Annotated in this window: 17 protein-coding genes; 14 read left to right on the top strand and 3 right to left on the bottom strand. The window is 71.3% G+C overall.

From position 1 onward, the window contains the following. The first annotated feature begins 15 nt into the window (after positions 1-15). The 3 genes from AB0C33_RS20440 (at position 16) to AB0C33_RS20430 (ending at position 5783) form a co-directional block, all read left to right on the top strand. Positions 16-786 carry a WecB/TagA/CpsF family glycosyltransferase gene (locus AB0C33_RS20440; RefSeq protein ID WP_358290099.1) on the top strand — a complete coding sequence of 257 codons (771 nt, stop codon included), beginning with the start codon at positions 16-18 and terminating at the stop codon, positions 784-786. Continuing rightward, entirely contained in the window at positions 783-1898 is a 1116-nt protein-coding gene (locus tag AB0C33_RS20435; RefSeq protein WP_358290096.1) for a hypothetical protein, read from the top strand. The genes AB0C33_RS20440 and AB0C33_RS20435 overlap by 4 nt, the downstream gene beginning before the upstream one ends. A gap of 69 nt (positions 1899-1967) precedes the next feature. Beyond that, on the top strand, positions 1968-5783 hold the full coding sequence (locus AB0C33_RS20430) for a LamG-like jellyroll fold domain-containing protein (protein ID WP_358290093.1): 3816 nt from the start codon (positions 1968-1970) through the stop codon (positions 5781-5783). Here the strand turns inward: AB0C33_RS20430 and AB0C33_RS20425 are convergent. Both AB0C33_RS20425 and rfbC read right to left on the bottom strand, forming a co-directional pair. Further along, positions 5780-6610 carry a glycosyltransferase gene (locus AB0C33_RS20425; RefSeq protein WP_358290090.1) on the bottom strand — a complete coding sequence of 277 codons (831 nt, stop codon included), beginning with the start codon at positions 6608-6610 and terminating at the stop codon, positions 5780-5782. The two genes, AB0C33_RS20430 and AB0C33_RS20425, sit on opposite strands and share 4 nt — an antisense overlap. Continuing rightward, a complete protein-coding gene (gene rfbC, locus AB0C33_RS20420; RefSeq protein WP_358290087.1) occupies positions 6604-7161 on the bottom strand; it encodes a dTDP-4-dehydrorhamnose 3,5-epimerase in 558 nt (185 codons plus the stop codon). Before rfbC ends, AB0C33_RS20425 begins: the two co-directional genes overlap by 7 nt. A gap of 96 nt (positions 7162-7257) precedes the next feature. Here rfbC and AB0C33_RS20415 point away from each other — a divergent pair, with 96 nt between their 5' ends. From AB0C33_RS20415 to AB0C33_RS20370, 10 genes are all read left to right on the top strand, one after another. Further along, positions 7258-8463, top strand: coding sequence for a class I SAM-dependent methyltransferase (locus AB0C33_RS20415; RefSeq protein WP_358290084.1), 1206 nt, complete (start codon positions 7258-7260; stop codon positions 8461-8463). Continuing rightward, complete coding sequence (locus tag AB0C33_RS20410) at positions 8460-9239, top strand: sugar phosphate nucleotidyltransferase (protein ID WP_358290081.1); 780 nt, start codon at positions 8460-8462, stop codon at positions 9237-9239. Before AB0C33_RS20415 ends, AB0C33_RS20410 begins: the two co-directional genes overlap by 4 nt. After that, complete coding sequence (locus AB0C33_RS20405) at positions 9236-9883, top strand: PIG-L family deacetylase (RefSeq protein ID WP_358290078.1); 648 nt, start codon at positions 9236-9238, stop codon at positions 9881-9883. Before AB0C33_RS20410 ends, AB0C33_RS20405 begins: the two co-directional genes overlap by 4 nt. Further along, positions 9883-10899 carry an SDR family oxidoreductase gene (locus AB0C33_RS20400; protein ID WP_358290076.1) on the top strand — a complete coding sequence of 339 codons (1017 nt, stop codon included), beginning with the start codon at positions 9883-9885 and terminating at the stop codon, positions 10897-10899. The genes AB0C33_RS20405 and AB0C33_RS20400 overlap by 1 nt, the downstream gene beginning before the upstream one ends. After that, complete coding sequence (locus AB0C33_RS20395) at positions 10896-12161, top strand: DUF4910 domain-containing protein (RefSeq protein ID WP_358290073.1); 1266 nt, start codon at positions 10896-10898, stop codon at positions 12159-12161. The genes AB0C33_RS20400 and AB0C33_RS20395 overlap by 4 nt, the downstream gene beginning before the upstream one ends. Then, positions 12158-13138, top strand: coding sequence for a hypothetical protein (locus AB0C33_RS20390; protein WP_358290070.1), 981 nt, complete (start codon positions 12158-12160; stop codon positions 13136-13138). Before AB0C33_RS20395 ends, AB0C33_RS20390 begins: the two co-directional genes overlap by 4 nt. A gap of 8 nt (positions 13139-13146) precedes the next feature. Then, a complete protein-coding gene (locus tag AB0C33_RS20385) occupies positions 13147-14622 on the top strand; it encodes an oligosaccharide flippase family protein (RefSeq protein ID WP_358290067.1) in 1476 nt (491 codons plus the stop codon). Positions 14623-14637: 15 nt separating this feature from the next. Then, positions 14638-15516 carry a glycosyltransferase family 2 protein gene (locus tag AB0C33_RS20380; protein WP_358290065.1) on the top strand — a complete coding sequence of 293 codons (879 nt, stop codon included), beginning with the start codon at positions 14638-14640 and terminating at the stop codon, positions 15514-15516. Between the two features lie 7 nt (positions 15517-15523). Then, positions 15524-16345, top strand: a complete 822-nt coding sequence (locus tag AB0C33_RS20375) for a hypothetical protein (RefSeq protein ID WP_358290062.1) — start codon at positions 15524-15526, stop codon at positions 16343-16345. Between the two features lie 121 nt (positions 16346-16466). Further along, complete coding sequence (locus AB0C33_RS20370) at positions 16467-17312, top strand: hypothetical protein (protein WP_358290060.1); 846 nt, start codon at positions 16467-16469, stop codon at positions 17310-17312. A gap of 6 nt (positions 17313-17318) precedes the next feature. Here AB0C33_RS20370 and AB0C33_RS20365 read toward each other — a convergent pair whose 3' ends face one another. Next, positions 17319-18446: an acyltransferase gene (locus AB0C33_RS20365; RefSeq protein WP_358290058.1), complete on the bottom strand. Its 1128-nt coding sequence runs from the start codon at positions 18444-18446 to the stop codon at positions 17319-17321. Between the two features lie 142 nt (positions 18447-18588). Between AB0C33_RS20365 and AB0C33_RS20360 the strand changes: the two genes are divergently transcribed. After that, positions 18589-19497 (top strand): hypothetical protein, encoded by a 909-nt coding sequence (locus tag AB0C33_RS20360; protein ID WP_358290056.1) that lies wholly within the window; start codon positions 18589-18591, stop codon positions 19495-19497. The last annotated feature ends 2 nt before the right edge of the window (positions 19498-19499 follow it).

Here is a 19499-nt window from a genome sequence, read left to right as displayed (position 1 = left end):
CACCCAGGGGGACGGATGACGAGGTTGCCGGAGCGGAAGACGGTGTTCGGCACCGTGCTGGACGCCCTCACCATGAACCAGGTGATCGCCCGCTGCGTGGCGGCCGTCGCGGAGGGCGGCAGGCTGACCATCGGCGTGGTGAACGCCGCCAAGGTCGTCAACATGCGCGCGGACGCCGCCCTGCGCCAGTCGGTGCTGGACAGCGACCTCGTGCTGGCCGACGGGCAGGCGGTGGTCTGGGCGGCGCGGGCGCTCGGTCACCGGATCCCCGAGCGGGTGGCGGGCATCGACCTGTTCACCGAGCTGATGGCCGAGGGCGGCCGGCGCGGCTACCAGGCGTACTTCCTCGGCGCGACCGGTGAGGTGCTGGCCGGGGTGCTGGACGAGGTGCGCGCCCGCTACCCGGGGCTGGCCGTCGCCGGCTCCCGCGACGGCTACTTCGCGCCGGAGGAGTCGGCCGAGGTCGCCGCCGAGATCGCCGCCTCGCGGGCCGACCTGCTGTTCCTGGGCATCACCTCGCCGAAGAAGGAGATCTTCATCCGCGAGTGGGGCGAGCGCACCGGGGCGCGGATCATCCACGGCGTGGGCGGCTCGTTCGACGTGCTGGCCGGACGTACCCGCAGGGCGCCGGTGCGCTGGCAGCGATCAGGGCTGGAATGGCTCTACCGCATGCTCCAGGAGCCGCTGCGGCTCGGGCCGCGCTACGTGCGCACCAACGGCAGTTTCCTGCTCCTGGTGGTCAGGGAGTGGGCCGGTGTCAGACGCAGGATCGAGGAGACGACGTGACGGATCACCGGATCGCTCTGCTGAGCTCCGGCCACCAGGACTTCGTGCGGGGCATGCTGGACCTGTCGGTACGCGGCCTGCCCCCCGGCTACGGCGACGGCGGCTTCGTCTTCACCCGCCGGGGCCGGCGACAGCCCGACGGCACGTGGACGGCCGTGCCCGAGGGGCGCAGCATCCGCTACTCCGCGATCGTCGCGCTCGGCGTGGCCACTCTGGAGGAGGCGCGGCAGCGGGCGGCGCTGGCCGGCGACGACGTCCTCGACCTGGTGGGGAACCTGGTCAAGCGGCTTCCCGAGGTGAGCGGCGCCGGCGACGCGGCGCTGATCTGCTGGGCGGCGGCCGAGGCCGGGCACGCGGACCTCGATCTGGCCCTGAGCCGCCTGGCCGAGCTGGACGCGGGTGGGCAGATCCACACCGTCGAGGCGGCGTGGGTGCTGGCCGCCCTGGTCGCGGCCGGGGTGCGCGACGGCCGGGCCGAACGCGCCCGCGAGCGGCTGCTCGGCGGGCTGGCCGGCAACCGGCTCTACCCGCACGCGCTCGGCCGGGGCGCGCTGGTGCCGCGCTACCGCGCCCACGTGGGCTGCTTCGCCGACCAGGTCTACCCGCTGCAGGCGCTGGCCCGGCTGCACGCCGCCACCGGGGACGCCGAGGCGCTGCGGGCCGCCGAGCAGGTGGCCGCGGGCATCTGCCGGGCGCAGGGGCCGGAGGGGGAGTGGTGGTGGCACTACGACGCCCGTACCGGCTCGGTGGTGGAGGGGTATCCGGTGTACAGCGTGCACCAGCTCTCCATGGGGCCGATGGCGCTGCTGGACCTGGCCGACGCGGGCGGCACGGCGTACGTGGCGGAGATCTCCAAGGGGCTCGACTGGATGATCGCTCGGCCCTCGTTCGTGCTCGACGACCTGGCGCTGACCTGGCGGAAGGAGGCCAGGGCCGATCCGCGCAAGCTGGTGCGCGGGCTGCGGGCGATGGCGACGGGGGTGCACAAGGAGATGCGGCTCGGCGTCCTGGACCGGGTCTACCCGCCGGTCGCCGTGGACCGGGAGTGCCGGCCGTACGAGCTGGGGTGGTTGCTGTACGCGTGGCTGGCCAGATGCGGACAAAGCGCGTGACTTAGCCCTGAATCGGTGCGATAGATCGATCCAGGGCTCGGGGGATTTTTCCGTTTCAAGGGGGTTCCCGTGTTACGGCGGCTTCGCCATGCGCTTTTTTCCGTCCTGCTGATCACGACCGGGCTGGCGATCGTCGCGCCGCCGCCCGCGCAGGCACTGCCGGGCAGCTTCCAGAGACAGGTGGTCTTCAGCGGGCTGACCAATCCGACCAACATCGAGTTCGCCTCGGACGGCCGGGTGTTCGTCGCCGAGAAGAGCGGCCTGATCAAGGTCTTCGACTCACTCACCGACACCACGCCGGCGATCTACGCCGACCTGCGCACGCAGGTGCACAACTTCTGGGACCGCGGGCTCCTCGGCCTGGCCCTGCACCCGGACTTCCCGGCCGACCCGCGCATCTACGTGCTGTACTCCTACGACGCGGTGCCCGGCGGCGGCGCGCCGCGCTGGGGCACCGCGGGCGTGAGCGCCGACCCGTGCCCGACCCCGCCCGGCGCGACCGGTGACGGCTGCCTGATCACCGGGCGGTTGTCCGTGCTGGCGCCCTCGGGCGGCTCGGTCGCCGAGACGCCGCTGATCACCGGCTGGTGCCAGCAGCACCCCAGCCACTCCGTCGGCGACCTGGCGTTCGGCCCCGACGGCATGCTCTACGCCAGCGGCGGCGACGGCGCCAGCTTCAACTTCGCCGACTACGGCCAGGACAACGTGACCAGCTCCGACGTCACCCCGGACAACCCCTGCGGCGACCCGCCCTCGCCCGTGGGCACCGCGCTCAGCCCGCCGGCCGCCGAGGGCGGCGCGCTGCGCTCGCAGGACCTGCGCACCGGCGGCGACCCGGCGGGCCTGAACGGCAGCATCATCAGGGTCGATCCGGACACCGGCGCGGCCGCCCCCGGCAACCCGAACGCGGGCAGCAGCGACCCCAACGCGGCCAGGATCATCGCCTACGGCCAGCGCAACCCGTTCCGCATCACCGTACGGCCCGGCACGAACGAGATCTGGGCGGGCGAGGTCGGCTGGAACACCTACGAGGAGATCAACCGGATCGCCTCGCCCACCGGCCCGGTCAGCAACTTCGGCTGGCCCTGCTACGAGGGCCCGGCCCGGCAGGGCGGCTACGACAACCTGAACCTGACGCTCTGCGAGAACCTGTACGCGGCGGGCCCGTCGGCGGTGACGCAGCCGTACTTCGCCTGGAACCACGCCTCCAAGCCCGCGCCGAACGACCCGTGCCCGTCAGGCGGATCGTCCTCCAGCGGCGTCGCGTTCTACGAGGGCGGCTCCTACCCGCACGCCTACGACGGCGCGCTGTTCTTCTCCGACTTCAGCAGGTCGTGCGTCTGGGTCATGACCAAGGGCGCGAACGGCCTGCCCGACCCGGCCACGGTGACCACGTTCGACTCCGGGATGCCCGCCGTGGAGGTGCAGACCGGCCCCGGCGGCGACCTGTTCGCGGTCGACTACACCAACGGGCAGATCGTCCGCTACATCTACGCCAACCACCCGCCGTCCGCCGTCATCAGGGCGAGCGCCACCGCCGGCGTCGAACCCCTCACGGTGAACTTCACCGCCGCCGACTCCAGCGACGCCGACGGCGACCCGCTGACCTTCCAGTGGGACCTGGACGGCGACGGCGAGCTCGACGACTCCACCGCGACCGCGCCGTCCTTCACCTACAGCCAGCGCGGCTCCTACGTCGTGCGGCTGCGGGCGAGCGACGGCCACGGCGGGCAGGGGGACGCCACCGTCACGATCAACGTGGGCAACACCTCGCCGCAGGCGACGATCAACACGCCGTCCACCGGGCTCACCTGGGCGGTCGGCGACACGATCGCCTACTCGGGCTCCGCCACCGACGCCCAGGAGGGCACCATCCCCGGCTCGCGGATGGTGTGGAAGCTGAGCCTGATGCACTGCCCGCTCACCTGCCATGAGCACGAGATCACCTCGACCACCGGCACCAGCGGCACGTTCGTCGCGCCCGACCACGAATACCCCTCCTACCTGAAGCTCTCCCTGACCGCGACGGACGCGCAGGGCCTCACCGACATCAAGAGCGTGGTGCTGCAGCCGAAGACGGTGAACGTCGGGTTCGAGACCTCGCCCTCCGGCCTGCAGATCGGCTTCAACAGCGAGCAGTCCGTGACCCCCTTCACCAGGACGGTGATCGTGGGCTCGCACAACTCGATCTCCGCGCCGTCGCCGCAGAGCGCGGACGGCTTCACCCACACCTTCGCCTCCTGGTCCGACGGCGGCGCGGTCAGCCACGACATCACCGCCCCGGCCACCGGCGTGACCTACACGGCCACCTTCGAGCGGGCCCAGGGGCCCGACGGGCTGGTGGCCGCGTACGGGATGAACGAGGGCGCGGGCACGGCGGTCGCCGACTCCTCCGGCAAGGGCAACGCCGGGACGGCGGCGAGCACCACGTGGAGCACGAGCGGCAGGTTCGGCAAGGCGTTGTCGTTCGACGGCACGTCGAGCTGGGTGACCGTGGCAGACTCGGCCTCGCTGCACCTGACCGGCGGCATGACGCTGGAGGCGTGGGTGCGCCCGACCAGCGTGACGGGCTGGCGGACGGTGCTGATGAAGGAGTTCGGCGCCGACCTGGACTGGGCGCTCATGGCCAGCGGCGGCAGCGGCCCGGCGGCGTTCGTCCACACCTTCGCGGGCACGAACGCGCAGGCGCCGGGCAACCTGCCGCTGAACACGTGGAGCCACGTGGCGGCGACCTACGAGGGCAGCCGGCTGCGGCTGTACGTGAACGGCAGCGAGGTGGGCGGCACCTCGATGTACGGCAACCTGCGCACCGGGACGGGCCCGCTGCGGATCGGCGGGAACAGCGGCTCCGGCGAGCACTTCAGCGGCCTGATCGACGAGGTGCGCGTCTACGACCGGGCGCTCACCCCGGCGCAGATCACCACCGACATGAACACCCCCGTCGGCCCCCAGGGACCGCCCGACACCACGCCGCCGACCGCGCCCGGCCCGCTGACCGCGACCGGCGGGCCGGGCAGCGCGCAGCTCGTCTGGACGCCCGCGACCGACAACGTCGGGGTGACCGGGTACACCGTCCACCGCTCCTCGACCGCGGGGTTCACCCCGTCGGGGGCCAACCAGGTGGGCTCGACCGGCGGGCCGGCGTTCGTCGACTCGGGGGTCGCGCCGGGCACGTACTACTACCGGGTGGTGGCCTTCGACGCCGCCAGCAACACCGGGCCGCCGTCCAACGAGGTGTCGGCGGTCGTGACCCAGCCGCCCGCCGTCAGCGGCCTGGTGGCCGCGTACGGCATGAACGCGAGCAGCGGCACGGCCGTCGCCGACTCCTCCGGCGCCGGCAACAACGGCACCGCCACCGCGGCGACCTGGGTGGCCGGCAAGTACGGCCAGGCGTTGTCGTTCAACGGCACGTCGAGCTGGGTGACCGTGGCCGACTCCGCCTCGCTGCACCTGACCGACGCCATGACGCTGGAGGCGTGGGTGCGCCCGTCCAGCATGGACGGCTGGCGGACGGTGCTGATGAAGGAGTTCGGCGCGGACCTCGCCTGGGCGATCATGAGCAGCGGCAGCAACGGCAGCCCGTCGGCCTTCATCCACACCTCCTCGGGGGTGAACGCGCAGGCGCCGAACTACCTGACGTTGAACGCCTGGAGCCACGTGGCCGCCACCTACGACGGCTCCACGCTGCGGTTCTACGTCAACGGAGTGGAGGTGGCCACCAACCCCACGGGCGGCGACCTGCGCATCGGTACGAGCCCGCTGCGGATCGGCGGGAACAGCGGTTCGGGTGACTACTTCAGCGGCCTGATCGACGAGGTGCGGATCTACAACAAGGTGCTCACCCGGGCCCAGATCGGCACCGACATGAACACGCCGGTCAGCTAGCTCCGGCTGCTCTCGTCGCGCAGCCAGGTGGTGTAGTCGCCCGCGCGGATCGCGCGGGCGGCCCGCCGCCTGGCCAGCACGGCCATCGCGGCGAAGACCACCGCCGCGCCCGCCAGGCGCGGCTCCTTCGCCACGATGGCCGCCAGGTCGCGCGGCCCGGTGCGCTCGCCCGCGCCGGCCGAGGTCCGTTCCAGCTCGGTGACGCTGGTCATGGCGCGGACCCGGCGGCGCAGCAGGTCGGCGACCGTGCGCGGCGGATGGATCACCGCGCGGGCGGCGCCGACGATCACGCGTTCGCCGGGCGTGAACGCCAGCGAGGCGGTCAGGTCGTCGGCCATCACCGGCGGCAGCGCGCGCAGCCGCTCGTTGCCTGCGTCGTTCACCGCGATCACGCCCCGGGCGAACAGCCCGGCGCGGACGTGCGGCAGCCGCGTCCAGATCGCGTAGTAGGCGCGCACCGGCCATGGGCGGTCGGCCAGCGTCAGGTCCCGCTCCGGCGCGGCGGCGAGCGGCCCGTCCGGCGCGGCCAGCACGGCCGCCAGCGCGCGCGCCGAGGCCGTGCTGAGCTCGATGTCGGCGTCCACGTACAGGCGGGGGTAGCCGCGGGCGGCCGCGTCGCCCAGGCGCAGCGCCGCGCTCTTGGACGGGACGGGCGTGGTCAGCACCCGGACGTCGTACGGCCGGGCCACCTCCGCCGTGCCGTCGGTGCAGCCGTTGGCCACGACCACCACGTCGAACTCGCCGGGCGCCGCCTCGCCGAGCAGGCCGTCCAGCAGCCGGCCGAGCACCTTGGCCTCGTTGTGGGCCGGGATCACGACGCTCACCACGACGGGAGGATCCCCGCGTCGCGGGCCTGCTTGAGCGTGGGGGCGGCGGCGTCCTTCGCCGACAGGACCGGCTCCACGTCGAACGGCCACTCGATGGCGAGGTCGGGGTCGAGCGGGTGGATGCCGTGCTCGTGGGCCGGGTCGTACGGGGAGGAGCAGAGGTAGACGACCGTGGCCGACTCGCTGAGGGCCATGAAGCCATGGCCTAATCCCTCGGTCAGGAAGATGCCCTGGCGCGAGACGTCGTCCAGCCGCACCGCCTCCCACCGCCCGTACGTCGGCGAGCCCACGCGGACGTCCACCACGACGTCCATGGCCTCGCCCGCCACGCACATGACGTATTTGGCCTGGCCGGGCGGCACGTCGGCGAAGTGGATGCCGCGCAGCACGCCCCGGCCGGAGACCGAGCAGTTGACCTGGGCCAGCTCGATCGAGCGCCCCGTCGCCTCCCGCAGGTCGGCGGCGCGGAAGCTTTCCAGGAAAACGCCCCGGGGATCGCTGAGGATGCGGGGGGTGTAGAGCAATGCTCCATCGATGCTCAGGCGTTTCATGAAGACACTTGTAACACTCATTGCCGCTCACCCGAAGTATGGCTGTGGGTTTCCAAAGGGGGAAATCTTGTCATTTCTGGGTGGGGCCCTTTGTTGATGACATCGTGCCGGTTGTGCGGCTCGACGGACCTGGTCGGCGTGGTGGATCTAGGGGCGACACCGCCCTGTGAGCTCTTCCTCACGGCGGAACAACTCGATCAGCCCGAGCTCACCTATCCCCTTCATCTGCGGGTTTGCACGGGCTGCTGGCTGGCCCAGATCCCGCCGTTGATCACACCGGAAGAGACATTCACCGAATACGCCTACTTCGCGTCATTTTCCGCCTCCTGGGTGGAGCACGCGCGGCGGTTCGTCGACACGGCCGTGGAACGGTTGAAGCCGTCGTTCGTGGTCGAGGTGGCCAGCAACGACGGCTACCTGCTGCAGCACGTGGTCGGACGCGGCATCCGGTGCCTCGGCATCGAGCCGTCGGCCAACGTGGGGCAGGCGGCCAAGGACAAGGGCGTGCCGACGCTCACCGCGTTCCTCACCCCGGAGACGGGCGCGTCGGTGCGGGACGGGAACGGTCCGGCCGACCTGGTGGTGGCCAACAACGTCTACGCGCACATCCCCGACGTCATCGGCTTCACCAAGGGGCTGCGCGCCCTGGTGGCCGACGACGGATGGGTCTCGATCGAGGTCCAGCACCTGCTCACGCTCGTGGAGCTGAACCAGTACGACACGATCTACCACGAGCACTTCCAGTACTACACGGTGGCCTCCGCGCAGCGGGCGCTGGCGAGCGGCGGCCTGACCCTGGTCGACGTCGAGCTGCTGCCCACCCACGGCGGGTCGATCCGGCTGTGGGCGCGGCCCTCGGGCAGCCCGTCCGGCCGGGTGCTCGACGTGCTCGCCAGGGAGAAGGCCGCCGGGCTGCACGACCTCTCCGGTTACGCGGGGTTCGCGGAGCGGGTCGCCCGCGTCCGCCGCGACCTGCTCCGATTCCTGATCACCGCCGCCGAGGAGGGCAAGACGGTCGCCGGGTACGGCGCGCCGGGCAAGGGCAACACGCTGCTCAACCACTGTGGCGTCCGGCCGGATCTGCTGGCCTACACCGTGGATCGCAATCCGTACAAACACGGCAGGTTCACGCCGGGCACCAGGATCCCGATCGCTCCGCCGGAGCGCATCGCCCAGGACCGTCCGGACTATGTGCTGGTCCTGCCGTGGAACCTGCGCGAAGAGCTCACCGCTCAGCTCTCCTATGTGTACGAATGGGGAGGCCGGCTGGTCTTCCCGATCCCACACCTGGAGGTCGTGTGAAGGTTGTCTTGTTCTGCGGAGGATTCGGCACCCGGATGCGGACCGGTGTGCCGGGCGAGGTGCCCAAACCGATGGCGCTCGTCGGTCCGCGACCACTGCTCTGGCACGTGATGCGCTACTACGCCCACTTCGGACACAAGGAGTTCATCCTGTGCCTGGGGTACGGCGCCCACCACATCAAGGACTTCTTCCTCGGCTACCAGGAGGCCACCTCCAACGACTTCGTGCTGCGCGGCGGCAAGGTCGAGCTGCTGTCGAGCGACATCTCCGACTGGTCCATCTCGTTCGTGCAGACCGGGACGGACTCCCCGATCGGGGAGCGGTTACGCCGGGTCCGCAGCCATCTGGGCGACGACGAGGTGTTCCTCGCCAACTACGCCGACGTGCTCACCGACGCGCCGCTGCCCGAGATCATCGACCGGTTCACCGAGTCCGGCGCGGCCGCCTCGATGATGGTGGTGCCGCCGTCCCAGACCTTCCACTGCGTGGACGTCGGCGAGAACGGGCTGGTCGGCGGCATCTCGCCGGTCAGTGAGATGCCGGTGTGGGTCAACGGCGGCTACTTCGTGCTGACCCAGGAGATCTTCGAGCACATCCCGGAGAACGGCGACCTGGTCGCCGACGGCTGCGCCCAGCTGGCCAAGCGCGGACGCCTGCTGGCCTACCCCCATCGCGGCTATTGGCGGCCCACCGACACCGTCAACCAGCGCATGGAGCTGGACGAGGCGTACTCGCGCGGCGTGCGCCCGTGGGCTCTGTGGGAACGGTCCCGGTGATCGGACTGCGTCCCGGGGGCGTGACCTCCGTCGTGGCGCTCGCCGCGCACTGCGACGACCTGGCGATCGGAGCCGGCGGCAGCCTGCTGACGATCTGCGCCGCCCGTCCCGGCGTGCGCGTGGACGCGCTGGTGCTGTCCGGCGGCGGGACCGAGCGGGAGGAGGAGGAGCGCGCCGCGCTGGCCGACTTCTGCCCCGGCGCGGACCTGCGGGTGAGCGTGCTCAAGCTGCCCGACGGCTACCTGCCGGCCCGCTGGGAGGAGGCCAAGGCCGCGGTCGAGGAGCTGCGCGCCCGCACCGAGCCCGGCCTGATCCTGGCGCCCTGGCGCGGCGACGCCCACCAGGACCACCGGGGACTGGCCGAGCTGGCGCCCACCGCCTTCCGCGACCACCTGACGCTCGGCTACGAGATCGTCAAGTGGGACGGCGACCTGGCCGCCCCCGCCGTCTACCAGCCGCTCACGCCGGAGGTGGCCGAGCGCAAGGCGGACCTGCTCCAGCGCCACTACGCCTCGCAGCGGCACCGCCCCTGGTACGACCGCGAGGCGTTCCTGGGGCTGGCCCGCATCCGGGGCATCGAATGCCACACGCGGTACGCCGAGGCGTTCCACGTGTCCAAGCTGACCGTCGATCTGGAGAACTGATGCGGGTACTTCTCACCGGCCACCAGGGCTACCTGGGCAGCGTGATGGCCCCCGTCCTGGCCGAGGCCGGGCACCAGGTCGTCGGCCTGGACTCCGGCCTGTTCGCCGACTGCGTGCTCGGGCCCGAGCCCGAGCCGGTCGAGGCGCACGCCGTGGACCTGCGCGACGCCGGCCCCCAGCACGTCGCCGGGTTCGACGCGGTGATCCACCTGGCCGCCCTGTCCAACGACCCGCTCGGCGCGCTCGCGCCCGACCTGACCTACGACATCAACCACCACGCCTCCGTACGGCTGGCCAGGCTGGCCAAGGACGCGGGCGTGCGCCGCTTCCTGTACGCCTCCACCTGCTCGGTCTACGGCGCCTCCGGCGGCGCGGACCTGCTGGACGAGGAGGCCCCGCTGCGCCCGGTCACGCCGTACGCCGAGTCGAAGGTGCGGGTCGAGGACGACCTGACCGCGCTGGCCGACGACGACTTCACCCCGGTGTTCCTGCGCAACGCCACCGCCTTCGGGTTCTCGCCGAGGCTGCGCGCCGACATCGTGCTGAACAACCTGGTGGGCCACGCGCACCTGACCGGCGAGGTCCGGGTGTTGTCCGACGGCACCCCGTGGCGTCCGCTGGTGCACGCCAGGGACATCGCCGACGCGTTCGCCGCCGCCCTGACCGCGCCGCGCGAGGCCGTGCACGCCACGGCCTTCAACGTGGGCACCGAGGCCAACAACGTGACCGTGGCCGAGATCGCGGCCGAGGTGGTCGCGGCCGTCCCCGGCTCGACGCTGACGATCACCGGCGAGACGGGCGCCGACCCGCGCTCCTACCGCGTCGACTTCTCCCGGATCAGGTCCGCCCTGGGCTACGAGGCCCGCTGGACGGTCAAGGCGGGCGCCGTCGAGCTCATCGACGCCTACCGTGAGCACGGCCTGACCCGGCACGACTTCGACCGCCGCTTCACCAGGCTGGCCCGGCTCGCCGACCGGCGCGAGGCCGGCACCGTCGACGCCACCCTGCGGCCATGACCGGCCCGGAGATGCACGACCTGGTACGGCGGCTCTACCCGTTGTGCCGCAGCATCACCGGCGACGGCCTGCGCCGCACCCTGGAGATCATCGGCGGCTCGATCCCGCTGGAGATCACCGAGGTGCCGACGGGCACGCAGGTGCTCGACTGGACGATCCCCCGCGAGTGGAACATCCGCGACGCCTACGTCAAGGACGCCGCCGGGAACCGGGTCGTCGACTTCCGGCGGAGCAACCTGCACGTCGTCGGCTACAGCGCGCCGGTCGAGGCCACCATGTCACTGGCCGAGCTGCGCGGACGCCTGCACACGCTGCCCGGCCAGCCGGACCTGGTGCCGTACCGGACCAGCTACTACGCCGAGACCTGGGGCTTCTGCCTGAGCCAGAACACCCTGGACGGGCTGGCGGACGGGCCGTACGAGGTCAGGATCGACTCCACGCTCGCCGACGGCCACCTGACCTACGGCGAGCACGTGATCCGGGGCCGCAGCTCGGAGGAGGTGCTGATCTCCTGCCACGTGTGCCATCCCTCGCTGGCCAACGACAACCTGGCCGGGGTGGCGGTGGCGGTGTCGCTGGCCCAGCGGCTCCTCGACCCCTGGTACACCTACCGGTTCGTGTTCGCGCCCGGCACCATCGGCGCGATCACCTGGCTGGCGCTCAACCGCGAGCGCGTGGACCGGATCAGGCACGGCCTCACCCTGGCCTGCGCCGGGGACGCCGGGACGATCACCTACAAGCGCAGCAGGCGCGGCGACGCCGAGATCGACCAGGTCTTCGCGCACGTGCTCAAGGACCGGCCGCACACCCTCCTGGACTTCTCGCCCTACGGCTACGACGAGCGGCAGTACTGCTCGCCGGGTTTCGACCTGCCCGTGGGCTCGCTGACCAGGACGCCCTACGGGGGCTACCCGGAGTACCACACCTCGGCCGACGATCCGGACTTCGTGCGGCCCGAGGCCATGGAGGACACCCTGGAGACGCTGTGGAGCGCCGTGCGGGTCCTGGAGGGCAACCGCCGCTACCAGAACCTCAGCCCGTACGGCGAGCCCCAGCTCGGGGCGCGCGGCCTGTACGGCTCGCTGGGCGGCCGCAGTGACACGAAACAGGCCCAGATGGCGATGTTGTGGGTGCTCAACCTTTCCGACGGGCGGCACAGCCTGCTCGACATCGCGGAACGGTCGAACCTGCCGTTCCAGGCATTGGCGGACGCGGCGAACGCCCTGCAGAACGCGGGCCTGCTGAAGGAGTGGGTGGATTGAGCCTGGCGCTGAAAGTCGGCGACGTGGTCGAGGTTCTCAGTGCTGAAGAGATCCTGGCGACCCTCGATGAGCGCGGAGAGCTGGACAGCCTTCCGTTCATGCCGGAGATGCTGCGGTTCTGCGGGCAACGGCTGACCGTCCACAAGGTGGCCAACAAGCTCTGCGACACGATGACCAGGACCGGGATGCGGAAGATGGAGGACGCCGTCCACCTGACCGGCTCCCGTTGCGACGGCACGGCCCACGGCGGCTGCCAGACGGCCTGCCTGCTCTACTGGAAGACGTCCTGGCTGCGGAAGGTCGACGGGCCGCCCACGGCCGAGGAGCGGGTCCGTCCCGAGCGGCCGCTGCTGCCGCTGCTGGAGGTCAACACCCGCAAGGAGCCCGCGCCGGACGGCGAGGAACGGTTCCGCTGCCAGGCGACCGAGCTGCTGCGGGCCGCCCCCGAGCTGCTGCCGTTCCGCGACCTGGGCCAGTACGTCACGGACGTCCGGGTGGGCAACGCCGGGATCGCCTCGACCGTCCGGACGTTGTTCTTCGGCCTGTTCAACCGCTACCAGCGGCTGTCCAGGAGGTTCCCCCGGGCGCTGCGCTTCAGGGGTGGCCTGGACTGGGGGTTCGTGCAGCCCGGCCCGCACACCGGCCCGGCCCCCACCGGGACGACCGACCTCCAGCCGGGTGAGCTGGTCCGCGTCAAGTCCAAGGACGAGATCGTCGCCACGCTCACCACCAAGGGGTTCAACCGGGGGCTGGGCTTCGAGGAGGACATGGCCCGGTCGTGCGGCAAGGTCGCCCGGGTCACCGCGCGGGTCGAGCGCTGCATCGACGAGAAGACCGGAAAGCTGCTTGAGATGAAAAATCCGTGCATCGCCTTGGACGGAATCATCTGCGACGGTGTGTACAAGTCCAACTGCCCCCGCGCGTTCATCCCGTTCTGGCGGGAGATCTGGCTGGAGCGGGTCAACGAGCAAAAGTAGGGCACAGCATGGTGGATCAGGCGAGCCCGGACATCAGTGACATTGGGCGCAAGGCGGGTCGAGGGGCGGTGTGGAGCCTGCTCGGCACGCTCGTCACCCGTGCGGGCTCGTTCATCCTCGGGCTGATCCTGGCCCGGCTCCTCGCACCCGCGGACTTCGGCACGTACGCCGTCGCGCTCGCGGCCACCCAGTTCGTCATGGTGGTCAAGGACGTCGGCGTCATGTCGGCCGTCGTGCAGTGGCGCGGCCGGCTGGAGGACATCGCGCCCACGGCCACGACGCTCACGATGATCTCCGCGCTCGGCCTGTACGGGCTCTTCTGGGTCGGGGCGCCGTACTTCTCGGCGCTGGCCGGCAGCGCGGAGGCCACCTCCGTGGTGCGCATCCTCACCGCGGTCATCCTGGTCGAGGCCGTCACGGCGGTGCGCAGCGCGGCCCTGCTGCGCTGGTTCCGCACCGGCAAGAACGCCAAGGCGGTGCTCGCGGGCTTCCTGGTCAACGCGCCGGTGGCCATCGTGCTCGCGGTCAACGGCGCCGGGGCCTACAGCTTCGCCTGGGGGCAGCTGGCCGGGGCCGTGGTCACCGGCGTCTTCATGCTGATCTACGCCCGGCTGCCCTACCGGCTGGGGTTCGACCGGAACGTCGCGGGCCGGCTGCTGAGGTTCGGGATCCCCTCGGCGGCCGGGATCGCCCTGGAGGTCCTGCTGCTCAACGTGGGCTACATCATCGTCGGCAACATCATGGGCGATGCGTGGCTCGGGTTCTACCTGATGGCGTTCAACGTGTCGAGCTGGGTGCCCGGCATCATCGGCAGCGCCATCCGCATGGTGTCGATCGCCGGCTTCTCCCGGCTGGCCGAGCGGGACGAGGAGTCGTTGTCGATCGGCGTCCAGCGCAGCGTGCCGCTGCTCATCGCCATGGTGCTGCCGCTGGCCGTGTTCATGGCGGTGCTGGCGCACTCGCTGATCATCTTCATCTACGGCCCGCAGTGGGAGCAGTCCGCCGGGGTGCTGCGGTTCCTGGCGGTCCTGATGGTGGTGCGCATGCTCACCGCCTTCGCGCTCGACATCCTGAACGGCCAGGGCGCCACCCGCTCGACCGTCTGGATGAACCTCGGCCACGCCGCGGCGATGATCCCGGCGGTCATCGCGGGCACGCACCTCGACGGCATCCGGGGCGCCGCGATCGGCCAGGCCGCCGCCGCCGTGCTGGTCGCCCTGCCGCTGGCGATGATCGCCGTGCAGCGGGCGGGGGTCCGGCTCGGGCCGGTGCTGCCCGGTCTCGTACGCCCGGCGGTCGGGGCGGTGGTCTGCGCCGCCGTCATGCTCGGCCTGGCGAGCCTGACCCACGGCAGCCCGTTCGTCCAGCTCGCCCTGGCCGGCGGCGGCGGGCTGCTGGCGTACGTGCTGGTCGTGGTGACCCGCGACCAGTTCCACCTAGTGAGCGCCCGTCTGGTGCGGCTGCTGCCCGCCCGCGCGCGCTGACCCCGAGGAGAGACGATGCTGGTGTCCATCGGAATCCCGGTACGCAACGGCGCGGACCGGCTGGAGACGGCCGTGCGCTCCGCGCTCGCCCAGGATCACGCCGAGCTGGAGGTCGTGATCTCGGACAACGCCTCCACCGACGGCACGCAGGAGCTCTGCCGCGAGCTGGCCCGCCAGGACGACCGCATCGCCTACCACCGCCAGCCCCACGACCTGCACGTGGTCGGGAACTTCGTGGAGGTGCTGCGCCGCGCGCGCGGCGAGTTCTTCCGCTGGATGGGCGACGACGACCTGCTCGAACCCGACTACGTCTCGCGCACGCTGGAGCCGTTCCTGGCCGACGAGCGGCTCATCCTGGTCACCTCCGACGTCCGGTACACCGGCGCGGACGGGACCGTCCACGAGCCGCGCTACCGCGGCACCCGGATGCTCTCCGACGACCCGGTCGACCGCCTCGACGAGCTGTGGGACGTGGTCACGACCCAGCACCACGGCCTCGACCCCCTCTACGGGCTGATGCGGCGCGAGCGGGTGGCCGCCGTGCCCAGACCGCTGATGATCCGCGAGGACGAGGTCTACGCCACCATGCTCGCGCTGACCGCGCCCTGGGGGCACGTCCCTCGGGTGCTGGCCCATCGCAACCTGCGCGAACGCCGTCTGTCCGGGATCGCCGCGGCGCTCGGCGTGCCCGCCTGGACCGCCCATTTCGCCACCACGCTGCAGTTCCGGGCCATGCACCGGGCCCTCGGCGGCACGGAACTGTCGGCGGAGCAACGCGCCCGCGCGCGGGCCGTGCTGCTGCGCACGTACTGGCGGCGTCAGCAGCAGATGCTGACGCACCGCAGCCGCAAGATCGCCGGGTTGGCCGCCCGACTCGTCTCCTCGAAAGGGTGAAACCCTCGTGCTGATTCGCATCGTGCGGCTGCTCATGCAGCCGGGCCGCATCCTGCTGGCCGTCCTGCGGCGCCTGCCGTTCGGCTCCCACGAGCTGCGCTGCGCGCTCGACCTCTATCCGCGGCCGCACTACGCGTACGGCGTCCAGCAGGCGGCCGAGCTGGCCAGGCGGCTCGGCGTCGGCCGGATCAGCGTGGTCGAGTTCGGCGTCGCCGGCGGCGCGGGCATGGTCGAGCTCAACCGCATGGCGGCGCTGGCGACGGCGGCGACCGGCGTCAAGATCGACGTGTACGGCTTCGACACCGGCGCCGGCCTGCCCAAGCCCACCGACTACCGCGACCTGCCCTACATCTGGCGCGAGGGCGACTTCGTCATGGACGTCGAGGCCCTGCGCGCCCGCCTGGGAGCGGCGCAGCTGATCCTGGGCAACATCGAGGACACCGTCGGGGAGTTCCTGGACGGCGAGCACCCCGCGCCCATCGGCTTCGTCTCGATCGACGTGGACTTCTACTCCTCGACGGCGGCGGCGCTCAGGCTGTTCGCCGGCGACCACCGCTACTTCCTGCCCCGCGTGTTCGTCTACCTGGACGACACCGTCGGCGACGACGACCAGGTCATCCACAACGACTACGTCGGCGAGCTGAGCGCGATCCGCGAGTTCAACGAGGAGCACAAGGCGATGAAGCTGGCCCCGATCCACGGCCTGCGGCACAAGCGCCCGGTCCCCGCCCCCTGGAACGACAACATCCAGGCGCTGCACCGGTTCGACCACCCCGACTACTCGACCTATGTCGCCCGGCCGGACACCGAGACACAATTGCCGCTGTAATCCCCTGTAACGAAGAAGCGGGCACCGGCGAGAGAAAGGAAAAGAACGACGCGAGGGGGTAAATCTCGCTATGTCCGTCATATTAACCAATAGCCGAATTCGGGATGATGTTCGGCGCCAAATGATCTTCAAAGGGGATGTGTTCCTCTACTCCGCCACCCCCGCCTCGACCAAGCTGATCGAGTTCGCCCGCGAGCTGATCGAGGAGGCGTTCGGAGCACGCGACCCGCAGACCGCCCAGCACGAGATGCCGGTGGAGGACTTCGCCGCGCTGCTCGCCGAGCTCAAGCCCCGCTTCATCCATCATCCCACCAGCAAGAAGCTGATCCGCGCCCTGCTGGAGGAGCTCGGCATGGCGCTGGACAAGACCTACTTCGACGTGCCGCGGCTGCGCACCTCGACCGCCGACCACTACCTCGACTCGGGCATCTCCTACGCCTACCACGCGCACAGGGACTGCTGGTACTCCGCGCCGTTCTGCCAGGTCAACTGGTGGATGCCCATCTACGAGGTGGTCCCGGAGAACGTCTTCGCCCTGCACCCGCAGTACTTCGACCGTCCCGTGCTCAACGGCAGCGGGCGCTACGACTACGCGGAATGGACCGCGGTGAGCCGGCCCACCGCCGCGCAGCACGTCCACAGCGACACCAGGGAGCAGCCCAAGCCGGAGGAGGCGCTCGACCTCGACCCCGAGCTGCGGCTCGTCCCGGAGCCGGGCGGCATGATGCTGTTCTCCGGTGCGCACCTGCACTCCACCGTCGCCAACACCTCCGGCAGGACCCGGTTCAGCATCGACTTCCGCACCGTCCACATCGACGACGTCCGCTCGCGCGCCGCCGCCCCCAACGTGGACGCCGCCTGCCGCGGCACCACTCTGCGCGACTTCCACCGGGCCGACGACCTGTCGCGCATCCCCGAGGAGCTCGCGGCGGCCTACGAGGCCGAGGCGCTGGCGAAGATCACCTGATCCGGGTCACCTGAACCGCGCCCGCGCGGCCTCGCGCAGCCTCCGCCAGCCTCTGTGCCGCTGGAAGGGCAGCTCGAAGACGGACGCGAACAACCACGCCACTCCCACGCTCGCCGGCACGGCCAGGGCGAGCGTGAGGAGGAAGGCGGGCATCCCCGGCGGCACGCGCGGCGCGACCACCAGCCGGTTGACCATGACCACCAACGGCGCGTGGATCAGGTAGAGGCTGTAGGAGAACGAGCCGAGCCGCCGTACCGGACGGGTGTCGAGCAGCCGGACGAGCCAGGAGGGCCGGCCCGTCGCCACGCCGGCCAGCAGCAGGCCGGCGGCGGGCCCGACCGCGAGGTCCACCCAGAAGAAGTGCCCGACCACCCACTCAGGACCGGCCACCACGACCAGCGCGAGCACCGGCAGCGCGGCCGCCGCGGCCAGCCAGTGCCAGGGCGGCCGCCCGGAACGTTCCGAGGCCCGCACCACCCCGGCGCACACCGCGCCCATGGCGAACAGCGCGGCGAACTGCGGGGTCAGCCGCATCAGCAGCTCCACGGCCGGGACGTACGGCGCCAGCGCCCCCACGGCCACCACGACCAGCGTCACCGCGCCCAGCATCACCGCCGCCCCCCACCGGCGCAGCACCAGCACCATCAGCGGGAACACCAGGTAGAGCTGCGCCTCGACGGCGATCGACCACATGGCGCCGTTGGGGCTGGGGGAGCCGAAGACGTCCTGGAGCAGCAGGCCGTAGATGAGCACCGACTGCCCGGTGGGCGCCTGCTGGCCCGGCTGCGGGATGACCGTCCAGGCGATCACCAGGCTGAACAGCAGCGCCGCCCAGTACGGCGGCAGGATGCGCCAGGCCCGCCGGTTGAAGAACGTGGGGATGCTGCCCAGCCGCCAGCCGGACCGGGCGGGCGAGACCGCGAGGGAGAACCCGGACAGCACGATGAACACCACGACCGCGAAGTGCCCGTAGAGCAGCCACCCCGTCCACCAGGGCGCGTCGTTGACCGGGAACCCGGGGAACGACAGCAGCCAGCAGTGGTGCAGGACCACGAACAGCGCGGCCAGCCCCCGTAACCCGTCGAGCCCGGCGAGCCTGCTCCGTGTCGCCGGACGCTCAGTTGTCAGCCCCACCGAAAGCCCCCGTCGCCGTAGTCGTAGGTCTATCGCGGCGATCACGTCCGATGTAACCGATCTGGGGGGATGTAACGTCTGCCAGTGATTGGGCGATGGTCCGCTATAGGGCAAGTTCGCTGATGCGGGGGAACGTACCAAAATGGAGTTCTGGAAGGCGATCCTTGGTCTTCTCCGACGAATTCTGATAGGCCCGCCGCTGATCCTCCTGTCGATCCTGGTGGGCGGCGTGGTGTACCTCGTCCTCCCGGCCCACTACACGACCGACGTCTCCCTCGTCCTCGCGACCCCGGTGAACGGCGGCACGGTCAACAGCGACAAGACCAAGCAAGGGCTGACCAACCCCTTCCTCTCCTTCAACGACGCGCTCAAGACCGGCGCCAGCATCGTCATCCTCGCGATGAACACCCAGGACGTCTGGACCGAGCTCGGCGCCCCCAAGGACGGCCCGACCGAGATCACCATCGACGACGGGCGCACCAACCCCAACGTCCTGGACATCAACGGGCCCTACATCTACATCAGGGTGGACAGCGAGTCCCCGAGGCAGGCCACGACCGTGCTCATGGCGGCCCGCGAGCGCGTGGCGAGCGAGCTGTTCAAGTGGCAGAAGACGCTCGGCGCGCCGCCGAACACCTTCATCACCTCCACCGACATCGTGCCGCCGTCCAAGCCCGAGGCCGACCACAGCGTGAGCTGGCAGGGGGCGATCGGCGGCGCGCTGCTCACCCTGTTCCTGGGCCTCGGCATCGCCTACGGCGTGGTGGTCCGGCGCGAGCCCCGGCAGCCCCGGCAGCCCGAGCCCGCCGCCCCGGCCGCGCCTCCCGTCGCCGCTCCCGTTCCGGCTCCGGCTCCGGCTCCGGTGCCGGTTCCGGTTCCCGTTCCGGTTCCGGCGCCCGAGCCGGTCGAGGCCCAGGCGGCCGAGCCCGTCGAGCTCCCGGTCCTCGACGAGGACAGCTCGGCCACCATGGAGTTCCCCGCCTACCGGGCTGGCCCGCTGTCGCCCGTCCCGGGGCCGAGGAAGGCGAACCAGGACGACGGCGAGAAGTGAGG

The sequence above is a fragment of the Nonomuraea sp. NPDC048881 genome, assembly GCF_040649795.1.
In the GTDB taxonomy this organism is placed as follows: domain Bacteria; phylum Actinomycetota; class Actinomycetes; order Streptosporangiales; family Streptosporangiaceae; genus Nonomuraea.
Note: the sequence above shows the minus strand (reverse complement) of the source record. Positions and strands in the feature narration are given on the sequence as shown.

Excerpts from the sequence above, each read along its gene's own strand:
- AB0C33_RS20440 (WP_358290099.1), top strand. The coding sequence starts at position 16 with ATGACGAGGTTGCCGGAGCGGAAGACGGTGTTCGGCACCGTGCTGGAC.
- rfbC (WP_358290087.1), bottom strand. The coding sequence starts at position 7,161 with ATGAAACGCCTGAGCATCGATGGAGCATTGCTCTACACCCCCCGCATC.
- AB0C33_RS20415 (WP_358290084.1), top strand. The coding sequence starts at position 7,258 with ATGACATCGTGCCGGTTGTGCGGCTCGACGGACCTGGTCGGCGTGGTG.
- AB0C33_RS20400 (WP_358290076.1), top strand. The coding sequence starts at position 9,883 with ATGCGGGTACTTCTCACCGGCCACCAGGGCTACCTGGGCAGCGTGATG.
- AB0C33_RS20395 (WP_358290073.1), top strand. The coding sequence starts at position 10,896 with ATGACCGGCCCGGAGATGCACGACCTGGTACGGCGGCTCTACCCGTTG.
- AB0C33_RS20385 (WP_358290067.1), top strand. The coding sequence starts at position 13,147 with ATGGTGGATCAGGCGAGCCCGGACATCAGTGACATTGGGCGCAAGGCG.
- AB0C33_RS20380 (WP_358290065.1), top strand. The coding sequence starts at position 14,638 with ATGCTGGTGTCCATCGGAATCCCGGTACGCAACGGCGCGGACCGGCTG.
- AB0C33_RS20370 (WP_358290060.1), top strand. The coding sequence starts at position 16,467 with ATGATCTTCAAAGGGGATGTGTTCCTCTACTCCGCCACCCCCGCCTCG.
- AB0C33_RS20360 (WP_358290056.1), top strand. The coding sequence starts at position 18,589 with ATGGAGTTCTGGAAGGCGATCCTTGGTCTTCTCCGACGAATTCTGATA.